At 51.5% G+C, this 21,680-nt stretch carries 20 protein-coding genes and 6 tRNA genes; 14 read left to right on the forward strand and 12 right to left on the reverse strand.

All coding sequences use genetic code 11. The features are described from left to right. Positions 1-52: 52 nt before the first annotated feature. From lolB to EUZ85_RS24695, 10 genes are all read left to right on the forward strand, one after another. Positions 53-673 (forward strand): lipoprotein insertase outer membrane protein LolB, encoded by a 621-nt coding sequence (gene lolB, locus EUZ85_RS24650; RefSeq protein ID WP_127972809.1) that lies wholly within the window; start codon positions 53-55, stop codon positions 671-673. A gap of 50 nt (positions 674-723) precedes the next feature. Then, positions 724-1,614, forward strand: coding sequence for a 4-(cytidine 5'-diphospho)-2-C-methyl-D-erythritol kinase (gene ispE / locus EUZ85_RS24655; protein ID WP_127974565.1), 891 nt, complete (start codon positions 724-726; stop codon positions 1,612-1,614). Between the two features lie 26 nt (positions 1,615-1,640). Continuing rightward, positions 1,641-1,715, forward strand: a tRNA-Gln gene (locus EUZ85_RS24660). A gap of 64 nt (positions 1,716-1,779) precedes the next feature. Next, on the forward strand, positions 1,780-2,724 hold the full coding sequence (locus EUZ85_RS24665; RefSeq protein ID WP_127972810.1) for a ribose-phosphate diphosphokinase: 945 nt from the start codon (positions 1,780-1,782) through the stop codon (positions 2,722-2,724). Positions 2,725-2,870: 146 nt separating this feature from the next. Beyond that, positions 2,871-3,497 (forward strand): 50S ribosomal protein L25/general stress protein Ctc, encoded by a 627-nt coding sequence (locus EUZ85_RS24670; protein ID WP_127972811.1) that lies wholly within the window; start codon positions 2,871-2,873, stop codon positions 3,495-3,497. Positions 3,498-3,503: 6 nt separating this feature from the next. Further along, positions 3,504-4,091, forward strand: coding sequence for an aminoacyl-tRNA hydrolase (pth, locus tag EUZ85_RS24675; protein ID WP_127972812.1), 588 nt, complete (start codon positions 3,504-3,506; stop codon positions 4,089-4,091). Between the two features lie 242 nt (positions 4,092-4,333). Continuing rightward, positions 4,334-5,425 carry a redox-regulated ATPase YchF gene (ychF, locus tag EUZ85_RS24680; protein WP_127972813.1) on the forward strand — a complete coding sequence of 364 codons (1,092 nt, stop codon included), beginning with the start codon at positions 4,334-4,336 and terminating at the stop codon, positions 5,423-5,425. A 65-nt stretch (positions 5,426-5,490) separates the two neighbouring features. Continuing rightward, positions 5,491-5,567: transfer RNA gene (locus EUZ85_RS24685), tRNA-Met, on the forward strand. A gap of 231 nt (positions 5,568-5,798) precedes the next feature. Further along, complete coding sequence (locus tag EUZ85_RS24690) at positions 5,799-6,542, forward strand: ABC transporter substrate-binding protein (protein ID WP_127972814.1); 744 nt, start codon at positions 5,799-5,801, stop codon at positions 6,540-6,542. 183 nt (positions 6,543-6,725) lie between these two features. Next, positions 6,726-7,460, forward strand: a complete 735-nt coding sequence (locus EUZ85_RS24695; protein WP_127972815.1) for an ABC transporter substrate-binding protein — start codon at positions 6,726-6,728, stop codon at positions 7,458-7,460. A gap of 6 nt (positions 7,461-7,466) precedes the next feature. On the opposite strand, the gene EUZ85_RS24700 is transcribed toward EUZ85_RS24695, so the two are convergent. Next, complete coding sequence (locus EUZ85_RS24700; RefSeq protein WP_371683218.1) at positions 7,467-8,189, reverse strand: lysophospholipid acyltransferase family protein; 723 nt, start codon at positions 8,187-8,189, stop codon at positions 7,467-7,469. Between the two features lie 310 nt (positions 8,190-8,499). On the opposite strand from EUZ85_RS24700, the gene EUZ85_RS24705 reads away from it, so the two are divergent. Together EUZ85_RS24705 and fnr are read left to right on the forward strand one after the other, a co-directional pair. Next, positions 8,500-9,516: a hypothetical protein gene (locus tag EUZ85_RS24705; RefSeq protein ID WP_127972816.1), complete on the forward strand. Its 1,017-nt coding sequence runs from the start codon at positions 8,500-8,502 to the stop codon at positions 9,514-9,516. A gap of 143 nt (positions 9,517-9,659) precedes the next feature. Beyond that, on the forward strand, positions 9,660-10,439 hold the full coding sequence (gene fnr / locus EUZ85_RS24710) for a fumarate/nitrate reduction transcriptional regulator Fnr (RefSeq protein WP_127972817.1): 780 nt from the start codon (positions 9,660-9,662) through the stop codon (positions 10,437-10,439). Here fnr and EUZ85_RS24715 read toward each other — a convergent pair. The 8 genes from EUZ85_RS24715 to rnr form a co-directional block, all read right to left on the reverse strand. Then, the gene (locus EUZ85_RS24715) at positions 10,436-11,341 is read right to left on the reverse strand and encodes a sugar nucleotide-binding protein (protein WP_241566853.1); all 906 of its coding nucleotides are present in this window, start codon (positions 11,339-11,341) and stop codon (positions 10,436-10,438) included. The two genes, fnr and EUZ85_RS24715, sit on opposite strands and share 4 nt — an antisense overlap. A 165-nt stretch (positions 11,342-11,506) precedes the next feature. Beyond that, the gene (gene alr, locus EUZ85_RS24720) at positions 11,507-12,631 is read right to left on the reverse strand and encodes an alanine racemase (RefSeq protein WP_127972819.1); all 1,125 of its coding nucleotides are present in this window, start codon (positions 12,629-12,631) and stop codon (positions 11,507-11,509) included. Then, a complete protein-coding gene (gene dnaB / locus EUZ85_RS24725; RefSeq protein WP_241566854.1) occupies positions 12,631-14,061 on the reverse strand; it encodes a replicative DNA helicase in 1,431 nt (476 codons plus the stop codon). Before dnaB ends, alr begins: the two co-directional genes overlap by 1 nt. 140 nt (positions 14,062-14,201) lie before the next feature. Further along, on the reverse strand, positions 14,202-14,648 hold the full coding sequence (gene rplI / locus EUZ85_RS24730; protein WP_127972820.1) for a 50S ribosomal protein L9: 447 nt from the start codon (positions 14,646-14,648) through the stop codon (positions 14,202-14,204). A gap of 122 nt (positions 14,649-14,770) precedes the next feature. Beyond that, entirely contained in the window at positions 14,771-15,001 is a 231-nt protein-coding gene (gene rpsR / locus EUZ85_RS24735; RefSeq protein ID WP_011395632.1) for a 30S ribosomal protein S18, read from the reverse strand. Positions 15,002-15,018: 17 nt separating this feature from the next. Next, positions 15,019-15,447, reverse strand: a complete 429-nt coding sequence (rpsF, locus tag EUZ85_RS24740; RefSeq protein ID WP_127972821.1) for a 30S ribosomal protein S6 — start codon at positions 15,445-15,447, stop codon at positions 15,019-15,021. Between the two features lie 126 nt (positions 15,448-15,573). Further along, complete coding sequence (gene rlmB, locus EUZ85_RS24745) at positions 15,574-16,290, reverse strand: 23S rRNA (guanosine(2251)-2'-O)-methyltransferase RlmB (RefSeq protein WP_241567100.1); 717 nt, start codon at positions 16,288-16,290, stop codon at positions 15,574-15,576. Between the two features lie 105 nt (positions 16,291-16,395). After that, the gene (gene rnr / locus EUZ85_RS24750) at positions 16,396-18,822 is read right to left on the reverse strand and encodes a ribonuclease R (RefSeq protein WP_127972823.1); all 2,427 of its coding nucleotides are present in this window, start codon (positions 18,820-18,822) and stop codon (positions 16,396-16,398) included. Positions 18,823-19,106: 284 nt separating this feature from the next. Here rnr and EUZ85_RS24755 point away from each other — a divergent pair. Continuing rightward, positions 19,107-19,193: transfer RNA gene (locus EUZ85_RS24755), tRNA-Leu, on the forward strand. 342 nt (positions 19,194-19,535) lie between these two features. On the opposite strand, the gene EUZ85_RS24760 is transcribed toward EUZ85_RS24755, so the two are convergent. From EUZ85_RS24760 to EUZ85_RS24770, 3 genes are all read right to left on the reverse strand, one after another. Beyond that, positions 19,536-19,610, reverse strand: a tRNA-Glu gene (locus EUZ85_RS24760). 25 nt (positions 19,611-19,635) lie between these two features. Then, a tRNA-Cys gene (locus EUZ85_RS24765) sits at positions 19,636-19,710 on the reverse strand. Between the two features lie 8 nt (positions 19,711-19,718). Then, positions 19,719-19,792: transfer RNA gene (locus EUZ85_RS24770), tRNA-Met, on the reverse strand. Positions 19,793-20,040: 248 nt separating this feature from the next. Here EUZ85_RS24770 and rtcR point away from each other — a divergent pair. Next, positions 20,041-21,675, forward strand: a complete 1,635-nt coding sequence (gene rtcR, locus EUZ85_RS24775; RefSeq protein WP_127972824.1) for an RNA repair transcriptional activator RtcR — start codon at positions 20,041-20,043, stop codon at positions 21,673-21,675. Positions 21,676-21,680: the final 5 nt, after the last annotated feature.

A 21,680-nucleotide genomic window follows, 5' to 3' on the forward strand; every position in this document is an offset into this window, starting at 1 on the left:
CCCCGCCCGGCAGTCAATTCAGACAAGCCATCCATATAAACGGACGCGATAGATGTCAAAAACATTTTCTGGCGGACGCCTTTTCGCCACATTGCTCACAACGCTGATCGCTTTAAGCGGTTGTCAACTGACGCCCCCTAAAGAAACAACTCTGAATGCGCCCGGCGACTGGTCACAACGCAAAAGCGCTTTGCTGACGTTCGACCACTGGCGACTACAAGGCAAACTGAGCGTACGCAGAGGAGACCGGCTGGATAGCGCCCTCATCAACGAGTGGAGCCAACAGGGCGACCGCTTCGCCATTCATGTTTCCTCTTCTTTATTAGGGTTAGGCGCAACACAGATAGAGGGCTCTCCCAAAGGCATTCGCCTTTCACAGCCCGATAACGACCCACTATTCTCCGAACGCCCACAGCAACTGCTGGAGCACGCTCTGGGATGGTCGATTCCTATTGAGTCACTGCCTTATTGGGTGCGCGGCGTTCCTGACGCGAAAACGTCTAACCAGCTTACATTCAGTGTCGATGGCGAGCTGGTCAGCATTGAACAGAACGGCTGGCTGATTGAATATGGCCGCTTTACACAGGTCGGCGACCTGTCGCTACCGGAAAAAATCACCCTTACCAGCGAAGACGCCCGCGTCAAACTGGCGATAACAGAGTGGCGCCCCTGAGCGCCACAACCCCAATCCAGCAATCACCCGCTTTAACCTTCACACTTCCTATGCGCAACGAAACCCTGACCCTAAGCTCTCCAGCGAAACTCAACCTTTTTCTGCACATCACTGGCAGACGCCCCGATGGCTACCACGAATTGCAAACCCTGTTTCAATTACTGGATTACGGCGACAGCCTGAGCTTCACTCCCAGAGACGATCAAAGTATAACGCTGGAGCCAAACCTCCCCGGTGTGCCGGAGGCAGAAAACCTGATCATCAAAGCCGCCCACTTACTAAAGGAGCATGTGGTGGCCGCAACCCCAAATAAGGCCAAGCAGATCAGCGGAGTCTCCATCTATATAGATAAGAAGCTGCCAATGGGCGGCGGCATCGGCGGAGGCAGCTCCAACGCAGCGACGACGCTGTTAGCGTTAAATAAATTGTGGGATATAGATCTCGATACCGAGACCCTGGCCGAACTGGGACTCAAACTCGGTGCGGACGTACCTGTATTCGTCCTCGGCGCGACGGCTTTCGCTGAAGGTGTAGGAGACATTCTCCATCCCGTCGACACTCAGGAAAAATGGTATCTAGTCATCCACCCAAACCTCCATATATCCACCGCTAAAATTTTTTCAGATAAGTGGTTGACAAGAGACACCCCAAAAAGCACAATAGCGCCCGCTCTTGAGGGAGATCTCGAAAACCTCCGAAACGACTGTGAAACAGTGGTTTGCAGGATGTACCCAGAGATTCGCGAGGCGATAAATTGGCTAGATCAATTTTCGCCAGCTAGATTAACCGGAACAGGGGCCTGCATCTTTGCAAGCTTCTCCGAAAAAAAGCGAGCGGAATATGTTCTCTCCCAAATGCCGACAAAATATCACGGCTTTGTCGCCAAGAGCATTAATGAGTCGCCAGTTCATTCAGAACTCAAAAAATGGCGTCATCATTAAAACTGATAGCAGAAATGCGACTCCACTGGGGTGTAGCCAAGCGGTAAGGCAGCGGGTTTTGATCCCGTCATGCGTAGGTTCGAATCCTACCACCCCAGCCAACTTCCAAACCCACTCCTTTAAAAATTCATTATTTGCCTAGACGCTATTATGAAGGTACGTCCCGTGTCCAAGTTAATGGTTTTTACCGGCCAAGCAAACCCCGAACTAGCCAAGAACGTCGTTGATACGCTCCATATCCCTATGGGCGCCGCTTCCGTCAGCCGCTTCAGCGATGGCGAAGTATCGGTGGAGATCAATGAGAACGTGCGCGGTCGGGACGTTTTCATCATTCAGCCTACTTGTGCGCCCACCAATGATAATTTGATGGAGCTGGTGGTTATGGCTGATGCGCTCAGAAGAGCTTCGGCAGGTAGAATCACCGCAGTAATTCCTTATTACGGTTACGCTCGCCAGGATCGCAGACCCCGCTCCTCCCGTGTCCCTATCAGCGCAAAAGTCGTTGCGGACATACTTACCGGCGTCGGCATCAATCGCGTACTGACCGTTGATCTTCACGCAGACCAGATTCAGGGCTTCTTCCACATCCCAGTGGACAACGCCTACGCCACACCGGTCATGCTTGACGATATCGAGCGTCGCAATTTTGAAAACTTCGTTGTCGTCTCCCCGGATGTGGGCGGCGTTGTGCGCGCCCGCGCATTCGCCAAGCGACTGGACGACGCGGATCTGGCAATCATCGACAAGCGTCGCCCTCGCGCCAACGAAGCTCAGGTCATGCACATTATCGGCGAAGTGCAAGACAAGGTTTGCATCCTGGTCGACGACATCGTGGACACAGCAGGAACCCTTTGCAAAGCCGCTAACGCACTAAAAGAGCACGGCGCCAGCAAAGTTATCGCTTACATCACTCATCCTGTACTCTCCGGCCCGGCTATCGAAAACATCGAAAACTCCGTACTGGACGAGCTTGTGGTCACTGACACAATTCCATTGAGTGACAAAGCCCAGAAATGTGATAAAATCCGCCAGCTTTCTTTGGCGGGCCTATTGGCCGAATCGATTCGTCGCGTTTGTAACGAAGAGTCGATCAGCGCCATGTTCGGATAATTATCCCGATATATAGCGGGATAAAACGACAAAGCTTCCTTCATGGAAGCTTTGTTTGTTTAAGACACCGGTAATTTCAACCGGTAACCACAACACCCTTCAGGCCTGGTCGCGGGCCTGCCGGGTTTAAAACTGAGGAAATCATCATGAGTAATGAATATAGCTTAGACGCTGAAAAGCGTGACGTTCAGGGGAAAGGTGCGAGCCGCCGCCTACGTCGCATTGACGGCAAAGTTCCTGGAATCATCTACGGCGGCGAAACCGCTCCTGTAGCCATTTCCGTCAGCCACAACCAGCTGAGCCACGCCCTGCAGAATGAAGCGTTCTACTCTCACATTCTGACCCTGGACGTTGAAGGAACTAGCGAGTCCGTCATCCTGAAAGATCTGCAACGCCACCCATACAAGCCGATCATCATGCACGCGGACTTCCTGCGCGTACAAAAAGGTCAGAAACTGCACGTAAACGTTCCTCTGCACTTCATCAACGAAGACAAGTGCGAAGGCGTACGTCAAGGCGGCGGAGTTATTTCTCACCAGCAAACAGAAGTTGAAGTAGTATGTTTGCCCGCCAACCTGCCTGAGTTCATCGAAGTCGACATGACTTCCGTACAGGTTGAGCAAATTCTGCACCTTTCTGACCTGAAACTGCCTGAAGGTGTTGAGCTGGCTGAGCTGGTAAAAGGCGCAGACCACGACCTGCCTGTTGTTGCAGTACACAAGCCGAAAGGCGCTAAGGCTGAAGAAGCTGAAGGCGAAGGCGAGGCTGAATAAGGCTCCATGTCGAAGCCTGTTCGCGCCATTGTCGGGCTGGGAAATCCCGGCCCCGACTATGCCCAGACCCGGCATAACGCCGGGGCTCTCTGGTTGGAGCATCTAGCCAGAAAGAAAGGACAATTCTTAAGACCGGACAAAAAGCTTCACGGCGACTATTGCAAAATATCTATCGCTGGCGAAGACATCCACCTGCTTTTTCCCACCACTTTCATGAACCGCAGCGGCCAATCCGTTCTAAGCCTCAGCCAGTTCTACAAAATCGAACTGGAAAATATACTGGTGGCGCACGACGAACTGGACATTGACGCCGGAACGCTTCGCCTCAAGTTTGGCGGCGGACATGGAGGGCACAACGGCCTGCGCGATATCATTCGTTGCTTTGGCGGAAATAAAGACTTCCCCCGCATGCGACTGGGTATCGGCCATCCCGGAGACAAAAGCAAAGTGACAGGCCATGTCCTTGGCAGAATTAATAAAGAGGATATGGACAAGCTGGAATCTGCGTTTTATCAACTGGACACCCACCTGGAGGCAATCATTTCCGGCCAGTGGGATACCGCGATGAACCGCCTGCACAGCTTTCGCGCCTGACGCATTTCCTCCCCAGCCAACTGGCTCACACCTCTCCGAATGCGTATAATTTGCGCCCACTAACGCGCCTAAAGCGCACCGGTTTCAAGATTACCACCCGCAGCCCTCAAAGTTTGAGCCTGCGGCTTAGTTTTCCGCCCTCCACACCAGACAGCAAGTTTATTGCATTATCTGCACAGGATGGGCCGCCGAGACCTTATAGAGATCTAATTACTTAAATTTCCGAGCTTTGAGGACATATCATGGGATTTAATTGCGGCATAGTCGGACTCCCTAACGTAGGCAAATCAACCCTGTTCAACGCACTCACCCAAGCGGGCATCGACGCCGAAAACTTCCCTTTTTGCACCATTGAGCCCAACTCAGGCATCGTCGCCATGCCCGACCCTCGTTTGCAAAAGCTGGCGGAAATCGTCAAGCCTCAGAAAGTCATCCCCACTACCATGGAATTTGTCGATATCGCAGGCCTGGTAGCTGGAGCCTCCAAAGGCGAAGGCTTGGGTAATCAGTTTCTGGCGAACATCAGACAGACCGACGCTATCGCACACGTGGTGCGCTGCTTTGCTGACGAGAATGTGGTTCACGTGGCGAACAAAGTCGACCCAGCCGCCGACATTGACGTCATTAATACAGAGTTGGCTCTCGCCGACCTGGACACAGTAGAAAAAGGCATCAAGCGGATCTCGCGCATCGCCAAAGGCGGAGACAAATTCGCCAAACAGCAAATTGAGGTGATGGAAAAGTTACTGCCGCACCTGAATGAAGCCAAGCCCGTACGCGCCTTAAATCTCAGCGCAGATGAAATGCTGGCGATCAGAGAGTTATGCCTACTTACCGTTAAACCAACCATGTACATCGCCAACGTTGCCGAAGACGGTTTCGAGAATAACCCCCACCTCGACGTGGTGCGAGCTATTGCCGAAAAAGAAGGTGCTATCGTCGTGCCCATCTGCAATAAGCTGGAGTCCGAAATCGCAGAACTGGAGGACGAAGAGAAAGCCGAATTCCTGGCCGACCTGGGCATGGAAGAGCCCGGACTTGATCGCGTCATTCGGGCAGGCTACAAACTACTGGGTCTTCAGACTTATTTTACCGCTGGTGTAAAAGAAGTCCGCGCCTGGACCGTTAAAATCGGCGCAACCGCACCTCAGGCGGCGGGCGTCATCCACTCCGATTTTGAGCGCGGATTCATTCGGGCTGAAGTGGTCGGCTATGACGACTTCACCTCCTTCAACGGAGAACAAGGAGCCAAAGAAGCCGGAAAATGGCGCCTGGAAGGCAAGGATTACGTCGTTCAAGACGGCGACGTAATTCATTTCCGATTTAACGTATAAACTGATGATTTTTTAGGGTTGACAAGCCCGGTAAAAAACAACAGAATACGCGCCTCAAATGAGACGGCAAGGTAGCTCAGTTGGTTAGAGCACAGCACTCATAATGCTGGGGTCGGCGGTTCAAATCCGCCCCTTGCTACCAAGTTTCGAAAGCCCGCTTTTAAAGCGGGCTTTTTTGTTTCTATTCTCCCTCTTTTCTGCACCTCCACCACGCTCCCAACAACCAAAACGCATCAAAATATAGCCCATCTATTTTCACTGTGTACTTTTGTTAATAAAATCAACAAAATAACAAAAAAAATTCTCGGCATACCGTGGATTTTTCGGATAGACGGACTATCCTTAATGGGGTAGCTACATTCGAGGTTAAGACATGTATTATTTTCGCTCCCTTCTTTTGGCGTTATGCGCCACTCTCTGCTTATCAGCAAATGCGGAAGAGGTAACTTTCAATCTGGTTACCGAGAACTTCCCCCCCTACAACATGAGCGTTAATGATGCTGAGTACGAACACAGACCCGAGGATATTACTGGTCTGATTACTGATGTTGTTAAACAGATTTTTACTAAGGCGAAAATCGGTTACACCATGAAGCTGCGTAATTGGAGCTACGCATACAACTACGCTCAGCGCAAAGAGTTCCGGGGAGTATTTGGAACCACTCTCACTGACGCACGCAAACCGCTTTTCAAATGGGTTGGCCCTATCGCCTCTGACGGCTGGGTACTGTACGCCAAGGGTGGCTCTACCATTAAAATCAATTCCATTGAGGACGCCAAGAAGTACAAGATAGGCGCTTACAAAGGGGACGTTAGAGAACAGTGGCTACTTTCCAACGGCTTTGAGACTTCCAGTTTGGACGACGATGCCCTGAACCCCAAAAGACTGCAAAACGGCCAGATCGACCTCTGGATATCCGGCCCCGTCTCCGGCCCATACTATGCTGCGAAAAATGGCGTCACCAACATCAAACCTGTATTCACAGTTAGAGAGACGCAACTTTTTTTGGCGGTAAACAAGGAAACCCCGGATGAATACGTGAACAAACTGAACGAAGCCCTGGAAAAAATGCGCTCCAGCGGCGAACTGGACAAAATTACCGCCAGATACAGATAAACAACAGAGCCTTACAAATCCGGCGAAGCCCGAATCCACGGGCTTCACAGGGACTTTCCCACCCTTTTTCTTCACTTATCCGGAAAACTACTTATTCGGAAGACACCTACATCAGCTGTTTAATATGCAACCAGACTAATCGTTAGTCAGAACACTATCCGCCCAGCCGTTTGAGGTGATTTAATGATCGCTAAGAAGCTATTGTTGGTTTCTGTTCTCTTTCTCTCCGCCATTGCTCGTGGCGAAACCTTTAACCTGGTCACGGAAAATTTCCCGCCTTTTAACATGGGCGAGGAAGACCACAAATACGAACACAAAGCTGACGCTATCAGCGGCATCAATGTGGACATTGTCAAAGAGCTCTTCAAACGCTCTGGTTACGACTACCGCATGAAGCTCAGAAACTGGAACTACGCCTATAACTTTGCACAACGCAAGGAATTCCGCGGCGTATTCGGCACCACACTGACTGACGCGCGCAAACCGCTGTTCAAGTGGGTTGGGCCGCTCGCCAAGAATGACTGGGTCTTCTTCGCAAGAAATGACACAACTATCAAAATCAACTCTGTAGAAGACGCCAAGCCTTATCTGATTGGCTGCTACAAGGACGACTCCAGAGCGCAGTTTTTGAAGAACAACGGTTTCAATGCTTCAGAGCTGGAAGATGACAGCCTCAACCCAAAGAGACTGCAGCAAAGACAGGTTGACCTCTGGATCTCCAGCACCGCTTCAGGCTACTACTACGCCAAGCTGGCTGGAGTTTCCGACATCAAACCTATCTTTACTATACGAGACACCAGCTTATATCTGGCGATGAACAAGGACACACCTGACGAAAATATTGAGCACCTCAACAAAGTGCTCGACAAGATGCGCACCGAAGGCTATTTAGACAAAGTGTACTCGAACTACAAATAGAGAGTTTTACGCTTGGCTTAAGGCGGCGGAATTCCGCCTTATCCACTCTTCCATCTCCTTGTGGACCTCATCGGTAGCTCGTCCACTGGTTTCAATCGGCGCCCCGACTTTGACCCTTATCAATCCCGGACGCTTACTAATGCTGCCGGCAGGCCAGCAATCTCCAGCATTGTGCGCCACAGGCAGCAAAGGAACGCCCGCGCTGACAGCCAATAAAGCGCCGCCCTTGTTGTACTTACCGACCTGCCCAGGACGAACGCGCGTCCCTTCGGGGTAAATCACAACCCAATACCCTGACGTCAAACGCTCCTTTCCCTGCTTAAGCAGCTGCTTAAGCGCCGCTGACGGCTTACTCCGGTCGATGGCGATAGGTTTCAACCTCTTTAGCGCCCAACCAAAAAACGGAACCTTCATCAGCTCTTGCTTAAGCACTGTGCACTGAGGACGAAATATGACCCCTAACAAATAGGTCTCCCAAGCGCTCTGATGATTACTGACAACCACGCAGCTCGTTTTTGGAATATTCTCCAGCCCCTCGATCTCATAACGTATACCGCAGACAATACGCGCCCACCAAAGTGCGAACACATTAAACCGGGATACGATGTAATACCGCTTTTCAAAATTGACGTAAGGGCCTACCAGCATCCCAATCAAAGATGTGATGATGACGCCCCAAGCATACCCAATATAAAAAACGAAAGACCGAAATAGCTGAAATGCCTGCACTTTTGCCCGCCTTTTTTCAATGCCCGCAAAGGATATCAACTCCCCGCCCAAAGCTGCAATGAATGTTATCCCTCAACGCCCCAGAAACCCAATGTTTGAGGGATATTGCGACTAAAGTACACCCTCTCAGACAGCCACCCGCTCACCCCTTGATCAATATCAAGACTCCCTTTCGGGAGCTGGATACACTGAGCATGGAGAGAGGGGGGATCCACTTGCCAACAAGTGTGACAGCAGGCGCGCGCGCCAAATCGCTGACAATGATAGTCAAACGCGCGCAGATGTTTTCTTACCTGGTTGGAGACCCAATATGCCAGTTGGAAAGGTTGTCGAACAAGCGATACAAAATGGGGGTAATGATAGCTGGGTTTATTTGCTCAACTCCCCCCCTAAAGAGTTCTCCAGTGAAAACTGGAGCGCCCTGGACGAGGGAGCCTATGACGCGGACTATCGCAACAGCTCTCTGGCTCGATATTATGAAGGCGGGTTCGCATTGAGCGTTCAGGCGCCCTGCTTTAATACACTTGTCAGCGCGGAAAATTACACCCGCAGACTCCCATCTATGAATGCAAATTTGCAAAAGTACATCGACTATGTCGTGAAAGAAGTGAGACTACTCAAGCAAAGCCTCCCCGTCGGCAGTCAGGTTAAGTACCTGCATTGGTTCGGCGATCTGGTTCGCCAGCTCACTCCCGCAGCGCAGACGCAGGTGATGTACTATTTAGGTCGGGAGTTCAAACTGAGCTTCGGCGCCGACGCACGCCATGTCATTGAATTGGACGCTCGCCCTGAGTCCGAGGAAGCGCTAGCCCTGATCAAAGGATTGGGCTTCAATATCATCTGCATCAATGATCCCGGCGAATACGCACAGTCCTTCCCTATTGAGAACCTTAAGGATTGGCTGCAGACCATTCGGGCATTCGACTTCAAAGCCGTTTACCTGCGCCTGAAAGTGACTCCTGCGACCGTCGCCGCACTATCCGAGCATCTTGAAGAAATTCTGACAGAGAGACCGCAAGGCATCCTACTTTCCAGCCATAAAACGGAATTCGCCAGCACATCAGGCCTGGAAGCCGCGCAAAAAGATTTCAAGCGACGCATTAAGTCCGCATCGTTTATCCCGATCACGCAGGACTTTTTCGCACTACCCTGGACAGGCTTGATTAGCCAAGGAGTCAGTTGCCTGCATGGCGTTGGGCTGGGCGCTTTTTCTTACACGCCCCACTATCAATTGCGCAACGCCACACAGTTGGACGACTACTACAAGACCCTGGATAACAGCGAGCTTCCAGCAAGAGCAATTCGCTACACTCAAACCCAGTTGTAACAAAAGGTGAAAACAATGTAAAAACAAAGGCGAGCGTAGGTTTCCCTGTAAATTTCCCATCGTAGGGATTTGCTTTTAAATAGCTATTGGCTATCCTAGAAGCCTCTTTAAGCAGTTTCACTCATCCAGCCACGAGGCAACCGATGGAAAGCAAGCATATAGCAACCTCCTCTCCTTTTAGCTTACACAGAGGCTGCCACGAATGTAATTTGAGCAAGCTTTGCATTCCTATCGCGGTTGGGGCTGAAGATATTGATCGTCTGGAAGAAATCATTCGTCAGGGCAAAATGCTCAATCGCGGCGAATATATCTTTGAGCAACACACCCCATTCCGCTCGTGCTTCGCAGTTCGTAGCGGCGCGATCAAAACATTCACCGTATCTGAGGAAGGCGAGGAACAGGTCACTGGCTTTTATCTGCCTGGCGAGATTATCGGCCTGGACAGCGTTAGCATGGAAAAATATTCCTGCTCCGCCGTCGCCCTTGAGCGCACCAGCGTATGCGAAATTCCTCTGGAAAAGTTTGAAGACCTTGCTTCGGACATCCCCAGCCTGCAACACCACTTTTTCTCATTAATGAGCAAAGAGATTCAGGAAAGCAGGCAGCTCACGATGCTACTAAGCAAAAATTCAGCGGAAGAGCGTATAGCCTCTCTGTTATTATCCCTGTCGACCCGCTTCAGTCGTCGTCGCCTGTCCGGCACAAACTTCAGACTTCCTATGCCTCGCAGCGATATCGGCAACTATTTAGGCTTGGCCGTCGAAACTGTCAGCCGGGTCATTACCCGCTTCCAGAACAACGGCATTATAAAAGTTCAAGGAAGGGAAGTTCAGATATTGCAATTGGACGAACTACAGAAAATTCTTCGCCACGACACCAAGTGCCTGGAGCAGCAGAAGGAATCAGCCCTTAACGCTCGTTAACGGGTCTCTTCCAGGCAGTTTTCAGCCGCTTTTACACCGCCACGCTGCTGGCATTGTTCAATCAACGCCGGCAGATAGCGGCGCCAGGGAAGCTGCTTAACGCCAAAGGTGTTGCGCAGCTTGATACACCCCAACGCGCCATTCGCCGGAAGCGCCACCCCCGGTAATACATCAGCGCCCTTTTTCTCGATCAGGGCCTGCAACATCTCTTCCTGCCCAAACGCCTGCAGCACAATCGCCTTCAGCAACTCATAGTGGGTGACAGCTTCAGCGCCAGCATAGTGGTAAACACCCCACACAGAGATATTACAACTCAACTGCTTAATAACCGCGTCTACAACTCTCGCCACATCATCCACCGCCACGGGAGTCAGCTGCATATCGGTGCTGGCGTTCAGACGCTTTCCTGAAGACAGCGCAGAAAGCATGGTCTGCAACCAGCCTTGGGCGCCCGCCTCCAGCAACCACCCGACCCTCAAGATCAGATGCTTGCTATAGTTTTCCTGAAGCCATTGTTCGCTCTGCAGTTTAGTCCGCCCATACACTGAAAGAGGACGTCCTTTGTTGGCGGAAATATAGGGATTCTTTTTGACGCCATCAAAAACAAGATGGCTGGAGAGGTGAATAATCGGCGCCTTCCATAAAGCCGCCACTTCCGCCACCGCCTCGCAAGCGGACACATTAACCTGATAGGCCAAATCCGGATGCTGCTCCGCTTTAAATAAGTCGCCCATCTCCGCAGCATGAACAACAAAATCCGCAGAGGGCATCGCTCTCATTGCTCGCACGATCGCATCATTGGTCATCAGAAACTGCTCGTAGGGAACGCCCTCCACCGCTATGCCGCTCTGCTGCAAACGCTGAGCTATAGCCTTACCTAATGGCGAATCGACTCCCGTCACACAAACAATCACTCATGTACCCCTTAAATGTATCTCGTAGCCTTTAGCGCCCCTGGAATGCGGACCGCCTGAAGATATTATGTTAACAATATTGGCTGCTTGAAGGGATTTTCGCAAACCCGATACCCCGGGCTTTATCCCCATTCTCCAGCTTAACGCTGCACCTTAAACCCCTTCCGAGCGATTAAGGTATACCCTGGGAACACGCGAGGTCATACCCGTAAATAAAGTATAGGAGATTGTTGACGCATATCCTGCAACCTCATCAGCGGAAACAGCCCCACCCCACAACTCCACCTCCGACCCAATACGCGCCTCTGGAATATGAGAAATATCCACCGTCAACATATCCATGGATACCCGCCCGATAACGCTTGTCCGCTTACCGCACACGGCGACAGGCGCACCATTCCGCATCTGTCTTGGATATCCATCGCCATACCCTACAGCAACCACCCCCATTCTTGTTGGACCGTTCGCAGTCCAGGCGGCGCCATAGCCAATAGAATCTCCAGCTTGCAGCTCCCGGGTAGCAATCAAGCGTGACTCAAAAGACATTACTGGCTTCAAGCCAAAGTCCGCCCCTGTCTTATCCGCCATAGGTGATGCGCCGTACATCGCAATACCTGGGCGCACCCAATCCAGATGAGTTTCCGGATATTGCAACAAGGCGGCCGAGTTAGCGGAGGAGTAACTCCAGCCGCCCGATCCCGCCACCTGCATACCAGCTTGAAACGCGCGCCACTGCTTCTGTTGCAATAAGCTATCCAGTTCGTCAGCGCATGCGAAGTGGGTCATCAACCCAATAACAGAAAGCCCGGGAAACTGCCGCAGCATTTCAGCAACGCCAGCCAGTTTATTTAACGGCAATCCCAACCGGTTCATACCTGTATTCAACTTGATCCAGGTTTGCATCCGGGCGGAATTAGGACCGGCCTTGCGCAAAGGAGCCACCTCGGACAGCATGTCCAATTGCTCCATATCATGCACAACCCACTCTATATCGCGCCAACGAGTGGAGTCAGCCAACTCCTCTGAGCTATAAAATCCTTCCAACACTAAAAGCGGCGTCGTAATACCCGCTTCACGCAGGCTCACCGCCTCATCGTAGCAGGCCACCGCCAGTTTAGGAGCCTCCCCTTTCAGGGCGCGAGCGATTTCCACTGCGCCATGGCCATATGCATCAGCTTTAATTACCGCCGCACAACGAGCGTTTTTAGCAATGGAATTCAGCAAACGAATATTGTGACGCAATGCGTCCAGATCAATAAGAGCGCGGGATGGACGCATTACTCGTAGTCTCCCCCGCCATAATCGTGAGCCAAATCTTCAAACCTTGTGAATTTACCCATGAACGCCAAGCGCACCGTTCCGATAGGGCCGTTACGCTGCTTACCGATAATAATTTCCGCAATACCTTTGTCCGGGCTGTCTTCGTGATAGACCTCATCCCGGTAGATGAACATGATCAAGTCAGCGTCCTGCTCAATCGCTCCAGATTCCCGCAAGTCAGAGTTAACTGGCCGCTTATTGGGTCGCTGCTCCAAACTACGGTTAAGCTGGGACAAGGCGACCACAGGACAGTTCAGCTCCTTCGCCAATGCTTTCAAGCCCCGCGAAATTTCTGAAATCTCGGCCGTACGTCCTTCCGTCATTCCCGGCACCCTCATCAACTGAAGGTAATCCACCATGATCAAGCCAATTTCACCATTATGATCCCGCGCCACCCTTCTCGCCCGGGAGCGCATTTCCGTCGGACTTAACGCCGCGGTATCGTCGATGTATAACGGCTTGTCTTTCAACATGTTAACGGCCGATGTAAGACGTGGCCAGTCGTCCTCATCCAGCTTTCCACTTCTTACTTTGGTCTGATCAATTCGCCCCAGAGATGACAGCATACGCATAACGATAGAGTCGGAAGGCATCTCCATACTAAAGACCAAGACGGGCTTGCCCCCCAGTATCAGCGCGTTCTCCACCAGGTTCATCGCAAACGTGGTCTTACCCATGGAAGGACGACCGGCAACGATAATCAGATCTGAAGACTGCATCCCCGAGGTACGGTCATCCAGATCGCGAAACCCCGTGGTAACGCCTGTGATAGCCCCATCTGAGTGGAACAGCTCATCAATTTTCTTGAGCGTCTTCGTTAGAATCGGATTGACCGACTCAGGCCCACCCTGATTGGGTCGCGATTCCGCTATCTGAAAGACTCGCCGCTCCGCATCATCCAACACCTCTGTGCTGGTGCGTCCTTCCGTCTGGTAGGCCTCATCGGCGATCTCATTCGCGACTGTAATCAACTGACGCAATACAGAACGTTCGCGAATGATTTCCGCATAGGCGCGAATATTGGCGGCGCTGGGCGTATTCTTGGCCAGCTCACTCAGATAGGCCAACCCTCCCGCAGAGTTCAACTCACTGCGATTATCCAGCTCTTCTGAGACAGTGATGGCGTCCAGTGGACTGCCAAGATTCGCCAATCGGGAAATTGAGCCAAATATCAGGCGGTGGTCCAGACGATAAAAGTCTTTTGCTGTAATGATGTCTGAAATCTTGTCCCAGCTGGCGTTGTCCAGCATCAGACCACCCAGAACGGACTGCTCCGCCTCAATCGAGTGAGGCGGAGCCTTTATCGCAGAGGAACCAACCAGGGCGGCGCTTGGGCCCTGTCCTTCCGAAGACTTGACCGAATCTTTACGTATTACTGACTCATTCATAATGACTTGCAGAGCTTTTAAGAGTAGCGCTTATTATCGCTAATTTGCGGGCATGGACAACACGACTATGGTGAAGACTTAGGAGCATAAAAAAAGGCAGTGCGCATGGAGCGGACTGCCTTTTCTTGTATAACCGGAGATTACTCGCCGACTACGATTACCTTAACGGTAGCTGTAACGTCAGTGTGCATCTGTACGTCTACTTCGTACTCACCGGTGTTGCGCAGAGCGCCTTCAGGCAAGCGAACTTCGCTTTTCTCAACTTCAACGCCCAAAGCAGTCACGGCGTCAGCAATGTCTTTAGTACCAACAGAGCCGAACAACTTACCTTCGTCGCCAGATTTAGCAACGATGGTCACTTCTTTACCGTTGATAGCTTCTGCACGAGCCTGAGCTTCGGACAGCTTCTCGGCAGCCGCTTTTTCAAGCTCTGCGCGACGAGCTTCGAACTGCTCTACATTCGCTTTAGTTGCAGGAACAGCTTTGCCGTAAGGCACCAGAAAGTTACGGCCATAACCAGCGCGAACCTTAACTTTATCGCCAAGGTTTCCGAGGTTGGCTACTTTTTCGAGAAGAATAACTTCCATCTTGTTTACCTCAAATCTTGTAACAATCGGAAGCTTCTCAGCTTCCGATTGGCAAACCTTTAAGAACCTGATTTTTCTGGACCATTTCACTTAATGATGAAATGGCGGGAAAGTTCAGGCGCTTAGTCGTCGTGGCGATCAGTGTAAGGCAGCAGAGCCAGGTAACGCGCACGCTTGATAGCAGTGGCGAGCTGACGCTGGTAACGCGCCTTAGTGCCGGTGATGCGGCTTGGCACGATTTTGCCAGTCTCAGTGATGTAGCCTTTCAATACTTCTACATCTTTGTAATCAATTTCTTTTACGCCTTCGGCAGTAAAACGGCAGAACTTTCTTCTGCGAAAGAAACGAGCCATGGGTAGCCTCCTATAACTTATTCGTCGTTGCTGTCTTCGTCGTCAGAATCGTCGTCAGAGTCGTCAACGTCGTCTGCAACGACGCGAGCGGGACGATCTTCGCCACGAGGAGCGCGTTGTTCGCGGGACTCAGCTGCTTTGATGGGCGACACTTCGGTCACAGCATCCTTACGACGGATAACCAGGTCACGGAGGATGGCGTCGTTAAAGCGGAAGTTGTGCATCAGTTCGTCGATGACTTCTTGAGAACACTCAATATTCATCAACACATAGTGCGCTTTGTGAATTTTGTTGATGGGATAAGCCATGTGGCGGCGACCCCAGTCTTCCAGACGGTGAACCTTACCGCCGCCAGCGTTTACGCTGGAGGTGTAACGCTCAACCATTGCAGGCACCTGCTCGCTTTGATCAGGATGAACCATGATCACGATTTCGTAGTGACGCATTGTAGCTCCCTTCGGTTTAACAGCCTTACGTTGCGTTTTCGTAAAGCAAGGAGTTGATGGTGGTTTTAAGAGGGCAGCATTCTATGCCTGTTCAGCAAGACTTGCAAGCCCGAAAACGAACACAAACTAACCAAACTGGCGCTGTCGAACTACCTCAAACAGGCACACGCCTGTGGCGACGGACACATTCAGACTGCTGACTTCACCCAACATGGGAATATTGACGAGACTGTCGCAGTTTTCGCGGGTCAGGCGGCGCATTCCCTTATCCTCCGCCCCCATCACAATAGCGATTGAGCCCTTAAGGTCAGCCTGGTATAGACTTTGCTCAGCTTCGCCGGCCGCGCCAACCAGCCAGACGCCATAAGTTTGAATGTGCTTCAACGTACGCGCCAGATTCGTAACGCGAATCAGCGGCGTTACCTCTGCAGCCCCACAAGCCACTTTTCTAGCCGCCGCATTCAACGGAGCGGATTTATCCTTCGGCACGATGACGGCGTGCACGCCCGCTGCGTTAGCGGAACGGAGACAGGCTCCAAGGTTATGAGGATCCGTAACGCCATCCAAGACGAGCAACAACGCCGGCTCCTCCAATTTCTCAAGCAACTCCTCCAAATCGGTTTCATTGCTCATCCGGTCCGCTTTCAGATAAGCCACAACCCCCTGATGCGCACCGTCAGCCGCCTTATCCAACGCTGACTTACCTACCTGAGTAAAGGGCACCCGACGCTCTTGAGCCAGTTGCGCTATCTCCTGCAAGCGATGATCATGGCGCTGCTCCGATAGCAGTAAACGATCAATTTTACCCGGATGCTTCTGCAGTAGCGCTCTTACCGCATGCATCCCAAACACAATGTTTGATTCAGACACAGTTAAACTCGTTCCGTACGTTAAAAAACCGGCATTCTACCGGTTTAGTGTTTGCTTTACGCCAGCTTTTTCATACTGCTAAGAGCGTTTGCGGCGTCCTTTTTTTTGCGGTTTGCGCAAAGGACCACTCGCCTCGGAACGCTTGCCTCCTTTGGCGCCTTTTGCAGGCTGTCCGCCACCCGCTTTCTTTTCCTTTTTCCACTCTTCATTCCATTGCGCCAGAATTTCCTTGCGCTTGTTCTTTTTACCCGACGCCGAGCGTTTGGGCTCGCCAATCATTTCCAAATCGATCTTACGATCTTCGAGTCCGACTCGGACCACTTGCACCCTCACCGCATCGCCCAGGCGATGCGTAACGCCCGTGCGCTCTCCGACAAGACGATGCTTCACCGCGTCGAATTGATAATAGTCGCTCTTCAGCGAGGAAACATGGACAAGCCCTTCCACATATAAATCTTTAAGCTCGACGAAAAGTCCGAACGCGGTGACAGCCGCCACAATACCATCAAACTTCTCGCCCACATGTTGAGTCAGGTACTCGCACTTGAGCCAGCTCATCACGTCGCGAGTGGCCTCATCCGCGCGGCGCTCAGTCATCGAGCATTGCTCTCCAAGAACAAGTAGCGCCTGCATGTCATAGTTATAACGCGCGCTTTTAGGTAAGGCTGGCGCGCCCTCTACCCGCTGCACATTCTTGCAGGGCCGTTCACTTCGAATCAGATCCCTGATCGCTCTGTGCACCAGCAAGTCCGGAAAGCGACGAATCGGCGAAGTAAAATGCGTATACGCCTCATACCCCAAACCAAAGTGACCCTTGTTCTCCGGCTGATATACCGCCTGACTCAACGAACGCAACATGACAGTCTGCAGTGTGGCGCTATCAGGCCGGCCACGGATAATCTCCGTCAACGCCTGATAGTCTGACGGCTTCGGATTGGAGCCGCCCCCAAGACTTAAACTTAACTCACCAAGAAACGCGCGCAAATTCTCCAGTCGCTCCGCCGTAGGCCCTTCGTGCACGCGAAATAGAGAAGGTATTTCGTATTTTTCTAACAGTTTCGCCGTCGCCACATTGGCGCACAGCATGCATTCTTCTATGAGTTTGTGGGCGTCATTGCGCACTACAGGTACGATCTTATCGATCTTGCGGTCCGAATCGAAAAGAATACGGGTTTCAACGGTTTCGAAATCAATGGCGCCGCGCTCTTCCCGGGCCAACCTCAATGCCATATACAACTTATGTAGCTCGCGAATATGCGGCGCCAGATCAGCATATCTTTCCGCAAAGGCTTTCCCCTCGGCAGACTCAGGGTCATCAATGTAGGCGCCCACCTTCGTGTAGGTCAGCCGCGCCTTGGAAAGCATCAGCCCTTCATAAAACTTATAGCCGCTCAGCTTCCCCTTCTGGCTAATGGTCATTTCACAGACCATACACAAACGCTCGACATCAGGATTGAGCGAGCACAGCCCATTGGATAGCACCTCGGGCAACATGGGGACCACGCGATTAGGGAAGTAAACTGAGTTCCCGCGCTGAAAGGCTTCTTTGTCCAACGCCGTCTGTGGTTTCACGTAGTGAGAAACATCAGCAATCGCCACATACAAACGCCAGCCGCCAGACTTCTTCGCCTCACAATAGACCGCATCATCAAAATCCCGCGCATCCTCGCCATCAATTGTCACTAATGGCAGATGTCGAATGTCGACACGGTGCGCTTTATCGCGCGCACTCAATTTGGACTTGAACTTGGCGGCCTCCGCATCGACCTCTTCAGGCCAGCGGAATGGAATGGAGTAAGTGCGCAGAGCGACATCGATTTCCATACCCGGCGCCATGTGCTCACCCAGCACCTCTTTAACATGCCCCATGGGATTAACGCGGACATCGGGCTGACGCACAATCTCCAATGTCACATATTGTCCGTGCTTAGCGCCATTGAGAGCATGTTCCGGCACCAGGATGTCCTGAGTAATACGAGGATTGTCTGGAACAACGAAAGCGACCCCGCTCTCCATATATATGCGTCCTACGGCTTCGAATGTTCGCCGTTCGACCACTTCAACGATCACGCCTTCACGCTTACCTTTAAATTCGCGGCCTTCTTCGCGCACCAACACAATATCGCCATCAAAGACCCGCTTCATCTGACGTGACGACAGGTACAAATCCGAGCCGCCCTCTTCAGGAATAACAAAGCCGTAGCCATCTTTGTGTCCCTGCACCCGACCGCGAATCAGATTCATCTTCTTTGGTAGGCCATAGGCTCCCCTGCGATTGCACACCAGCTGCCCATCCCGACACATGGCGATCAATCGACGACGCAAACCTTCATAGGGCTCAGGCTGCACCACATTAAAAGAGGAAGCTATTTCTTCAATAGTTGCGGGAGCGCCGCGCTCTTCAAGAAAGGCAAGAATAAATTCGCGACTCGCGGTAGGGTGTTCATAACGGGCGGCTTCGCGCTCCGCAAAGGGATCCAAACTACTCTTTTTCTTTTTTCCCATTAAAAGGACCTTAAATCTACAAAATTCATCAACATAGCGGGACCTGCGACCGATATGGTTGGTTTTCCGTCACATTAACATAATTCCCGCATATAAAAACCATTCGCAGATGCGCCCGACCCATGTATAAATTTAGAACAACTTAAGGGTTCAGAGCACCTTAACGCCTGCTTTTTATTCAACTTTTTCAAATTGGGCGCGGTTTTAAAAAAAGTTAAAACCCAACTCAAAAAAAGCGTTGACAAAGATCCAGGCGACGCGTAAAGTTCGCGCCATCCTGAAGTGCCGAGGTGGTGAAATTGGTAGACACGCTAGCTTCAGGTGCTAGTGGGGGCAACCCCGTGGAGGTTCAAGTCCTCTCCTCGGCACCATTTAATTTAAGGATAAAGACAGCAAAGAGTTGAACTTCAACTCTGACAAATAAGCGCATAAGGCGCTTTTTTTGTTTCTGGTTTCAGATAGAAGCCCCCCTCCGACGACAGAAAGCATCCAATCAAAACACCTCAAGAATTTAGCCAACGCCAATAAATTCAACCATCAGTCGCCAAGCTATAAACCGTTAGCCTGAGATTCAAGCTCTAACAAACTTATCAACGCCAGCACTTTTTCGCTGTTCACTCCTCAGTGGATCATTCAGGTCGAGCTTTTAGAATTGAGCAGCACACACAGACTCTTAGGAGACCAAAACGTTATTCAGCAATGAGAGGAAGTTTTGGTGCGCCAGGACGGAGTCGAACCGACATTACAAGGTTGAAAACCTTGCGTCCTCACCATTAGACGACTGGCGCAATGGGAAAGTGGATATTTATGAACTGGAGAGGTCGGCGGGATTTGAACCCGCGATCGTCAGTTTTGCAGACTGATGCATTACCGCTCTGCCACGACCTCTTTTTTGATGCCGCCTGTCGGACTCGAACCGACAACCTATGGCTTATGAAGCCAGTGCTCTAACCGATTAAGCTAAGGCGGCGTAAAGCGGCTCTCTTTCTCAGACGAGCCAGATTCTGAAGGTATGGCTGCCAGCCAGGATCTGTAGTTGTTATAGCGAGCGCCGTGCCAACTTATTCCCGCCACGCCAAAAATAAAACTAAACCTCTGTTTTATAAAGACTTATAAAATTATCGAGTAGAAAATACTGTATTGGACGTAGCTTATACGCGCCGCAATAAATATCATGCCGGATATCAAAATATTGCCTTGGATACGTCCCAAATTTCGATGAACAGCAAAAATATCGTCCTATCCATTCTTGGCACAACTTTGGATGTCGTGTCCAAGCGTCGCGGTAAGTTTGAGAAGCGCTGGGAGCGCTGGAGGCCGAATGTCTCTATCGCACAACGCCCCGAGCATTTTCCGGTGGATGAGCTGCACTTACTCAGCTCACGTAAAGATTTGGCGCTTGCTGAAGAAGTCGCGGAGGACATCAAAGTCGTCAGCCCGGATACGCAAGTCGTCATCCATGAAGTGAACTTCTCCTCCCCATGGGAATTAGAAGTCACCTATCTGCAGTTACGAGACTTTCTTTCCGACTTCAGGTTTGACCCCAGCGCCAATTCTTTCTTCCACATCACCACCGGATCACATATTCAGCAGATCGTTATATTCCTATTGCACGAATCACGTATTTTCCCCGGCAAACTGTTGCAAACAGCGCCGCCAAAGGAAGGTGCGAGCGAACCGGGACACCAAATCATTGATTTGGACCTTTCCAGGTACGATGCAATTGCGGAGCGCTTTCGCAAAGATCACCTTGAGGGTGAAGATTTTCTGAAGTCCGGCATTCAGACCCGCAACCCGGACTTCAACCGGATGATTCAGCAAATCGAACTGGTCGCCCAGCGCTCTATCGCACCTATGTTGATTACCGGTCCGACTGGCGCTGGTAAATCTCACATTGCTCGCCGCATCTATGAGCTGAAGAAGAAACGCAATCTGGTGACTGGCGATTTTGTGGAAACCAATTGCGCCACACTGGTAGGCGACAACGCCATGTCCACCTTATTCGGCCATAAGAAAGGCGCATTTACCGGGGCCTTGGATAAGCGGGACGGCTTATTAAAGCGCGCGGACAAAGGCATGGTGTTTCTTGATGAAGTGGGCGAGCTGGGCCTGGATGAACAGGCCATGCTGTTACGCGCCATCGAAGACAAATGCTTTCTGCCCATGGGCGCTGACCTGGAGGAGAAAAGCGACTTTCAGCTGATCGCCGGCACTAATAAAGACCTGCGCAAGGAAGTCAGGGAAGGACGCTTCAGAGAAGATCTTTTTGCGCGCATCAATTTGTGGACTTACCGCCTCCCCGGACTGGCGGAGCGAAAACAGGACGTCGAGCCCAACATCGAATACGAACTAGATCGCTTTGAGCGCAACCATGGCGAGAGAGTGACGTTCAACAAAGAAGCCCGCGCCCGCTATCTTGAGTTCGCACTGTCTCCCGAAGCGCTTTGGCCCGCCAACTTCCGCGACCTCAACGCCAGTATCGTGCGCATGGCGACTCTGGCGGACAAAGGGCGCATCAAGACGGAACATGTGGATGAAGAGTTACAGCGACTGCGTTATCTGTGGTCGCATGCCGAGTCGCCGGCGATGGTGAGCAGCTTATCGCTGGATGATTTTCTGGCACAATATCTCGACCTCGAACAGCTTGAGCACGTTGATTATATTGAGAAAGTGCAACTGAAAGCCGTCATCGAAGTGTGCAGAAACTGTCGGGACGGCGCGGAGGCGGGACGCACTATTTATAATGCCTCCCGCCTCCGCAAAAAACAGACGAACGATTCCCATCGGTTGCGTCAATATCTAGCCAAATACGGCCTTCACTTTGACAGCATCAGGCAGGTCAACTCAGTCTGAATAGA

Source organism: Hahella sp. KA22, assembly GCF_004135205.1.
Lineage (GTDB): Bacteria > Pseudomonadota > Gammaproteobacteria > Pseudomonadales > Oleiphilaceae > Hahella.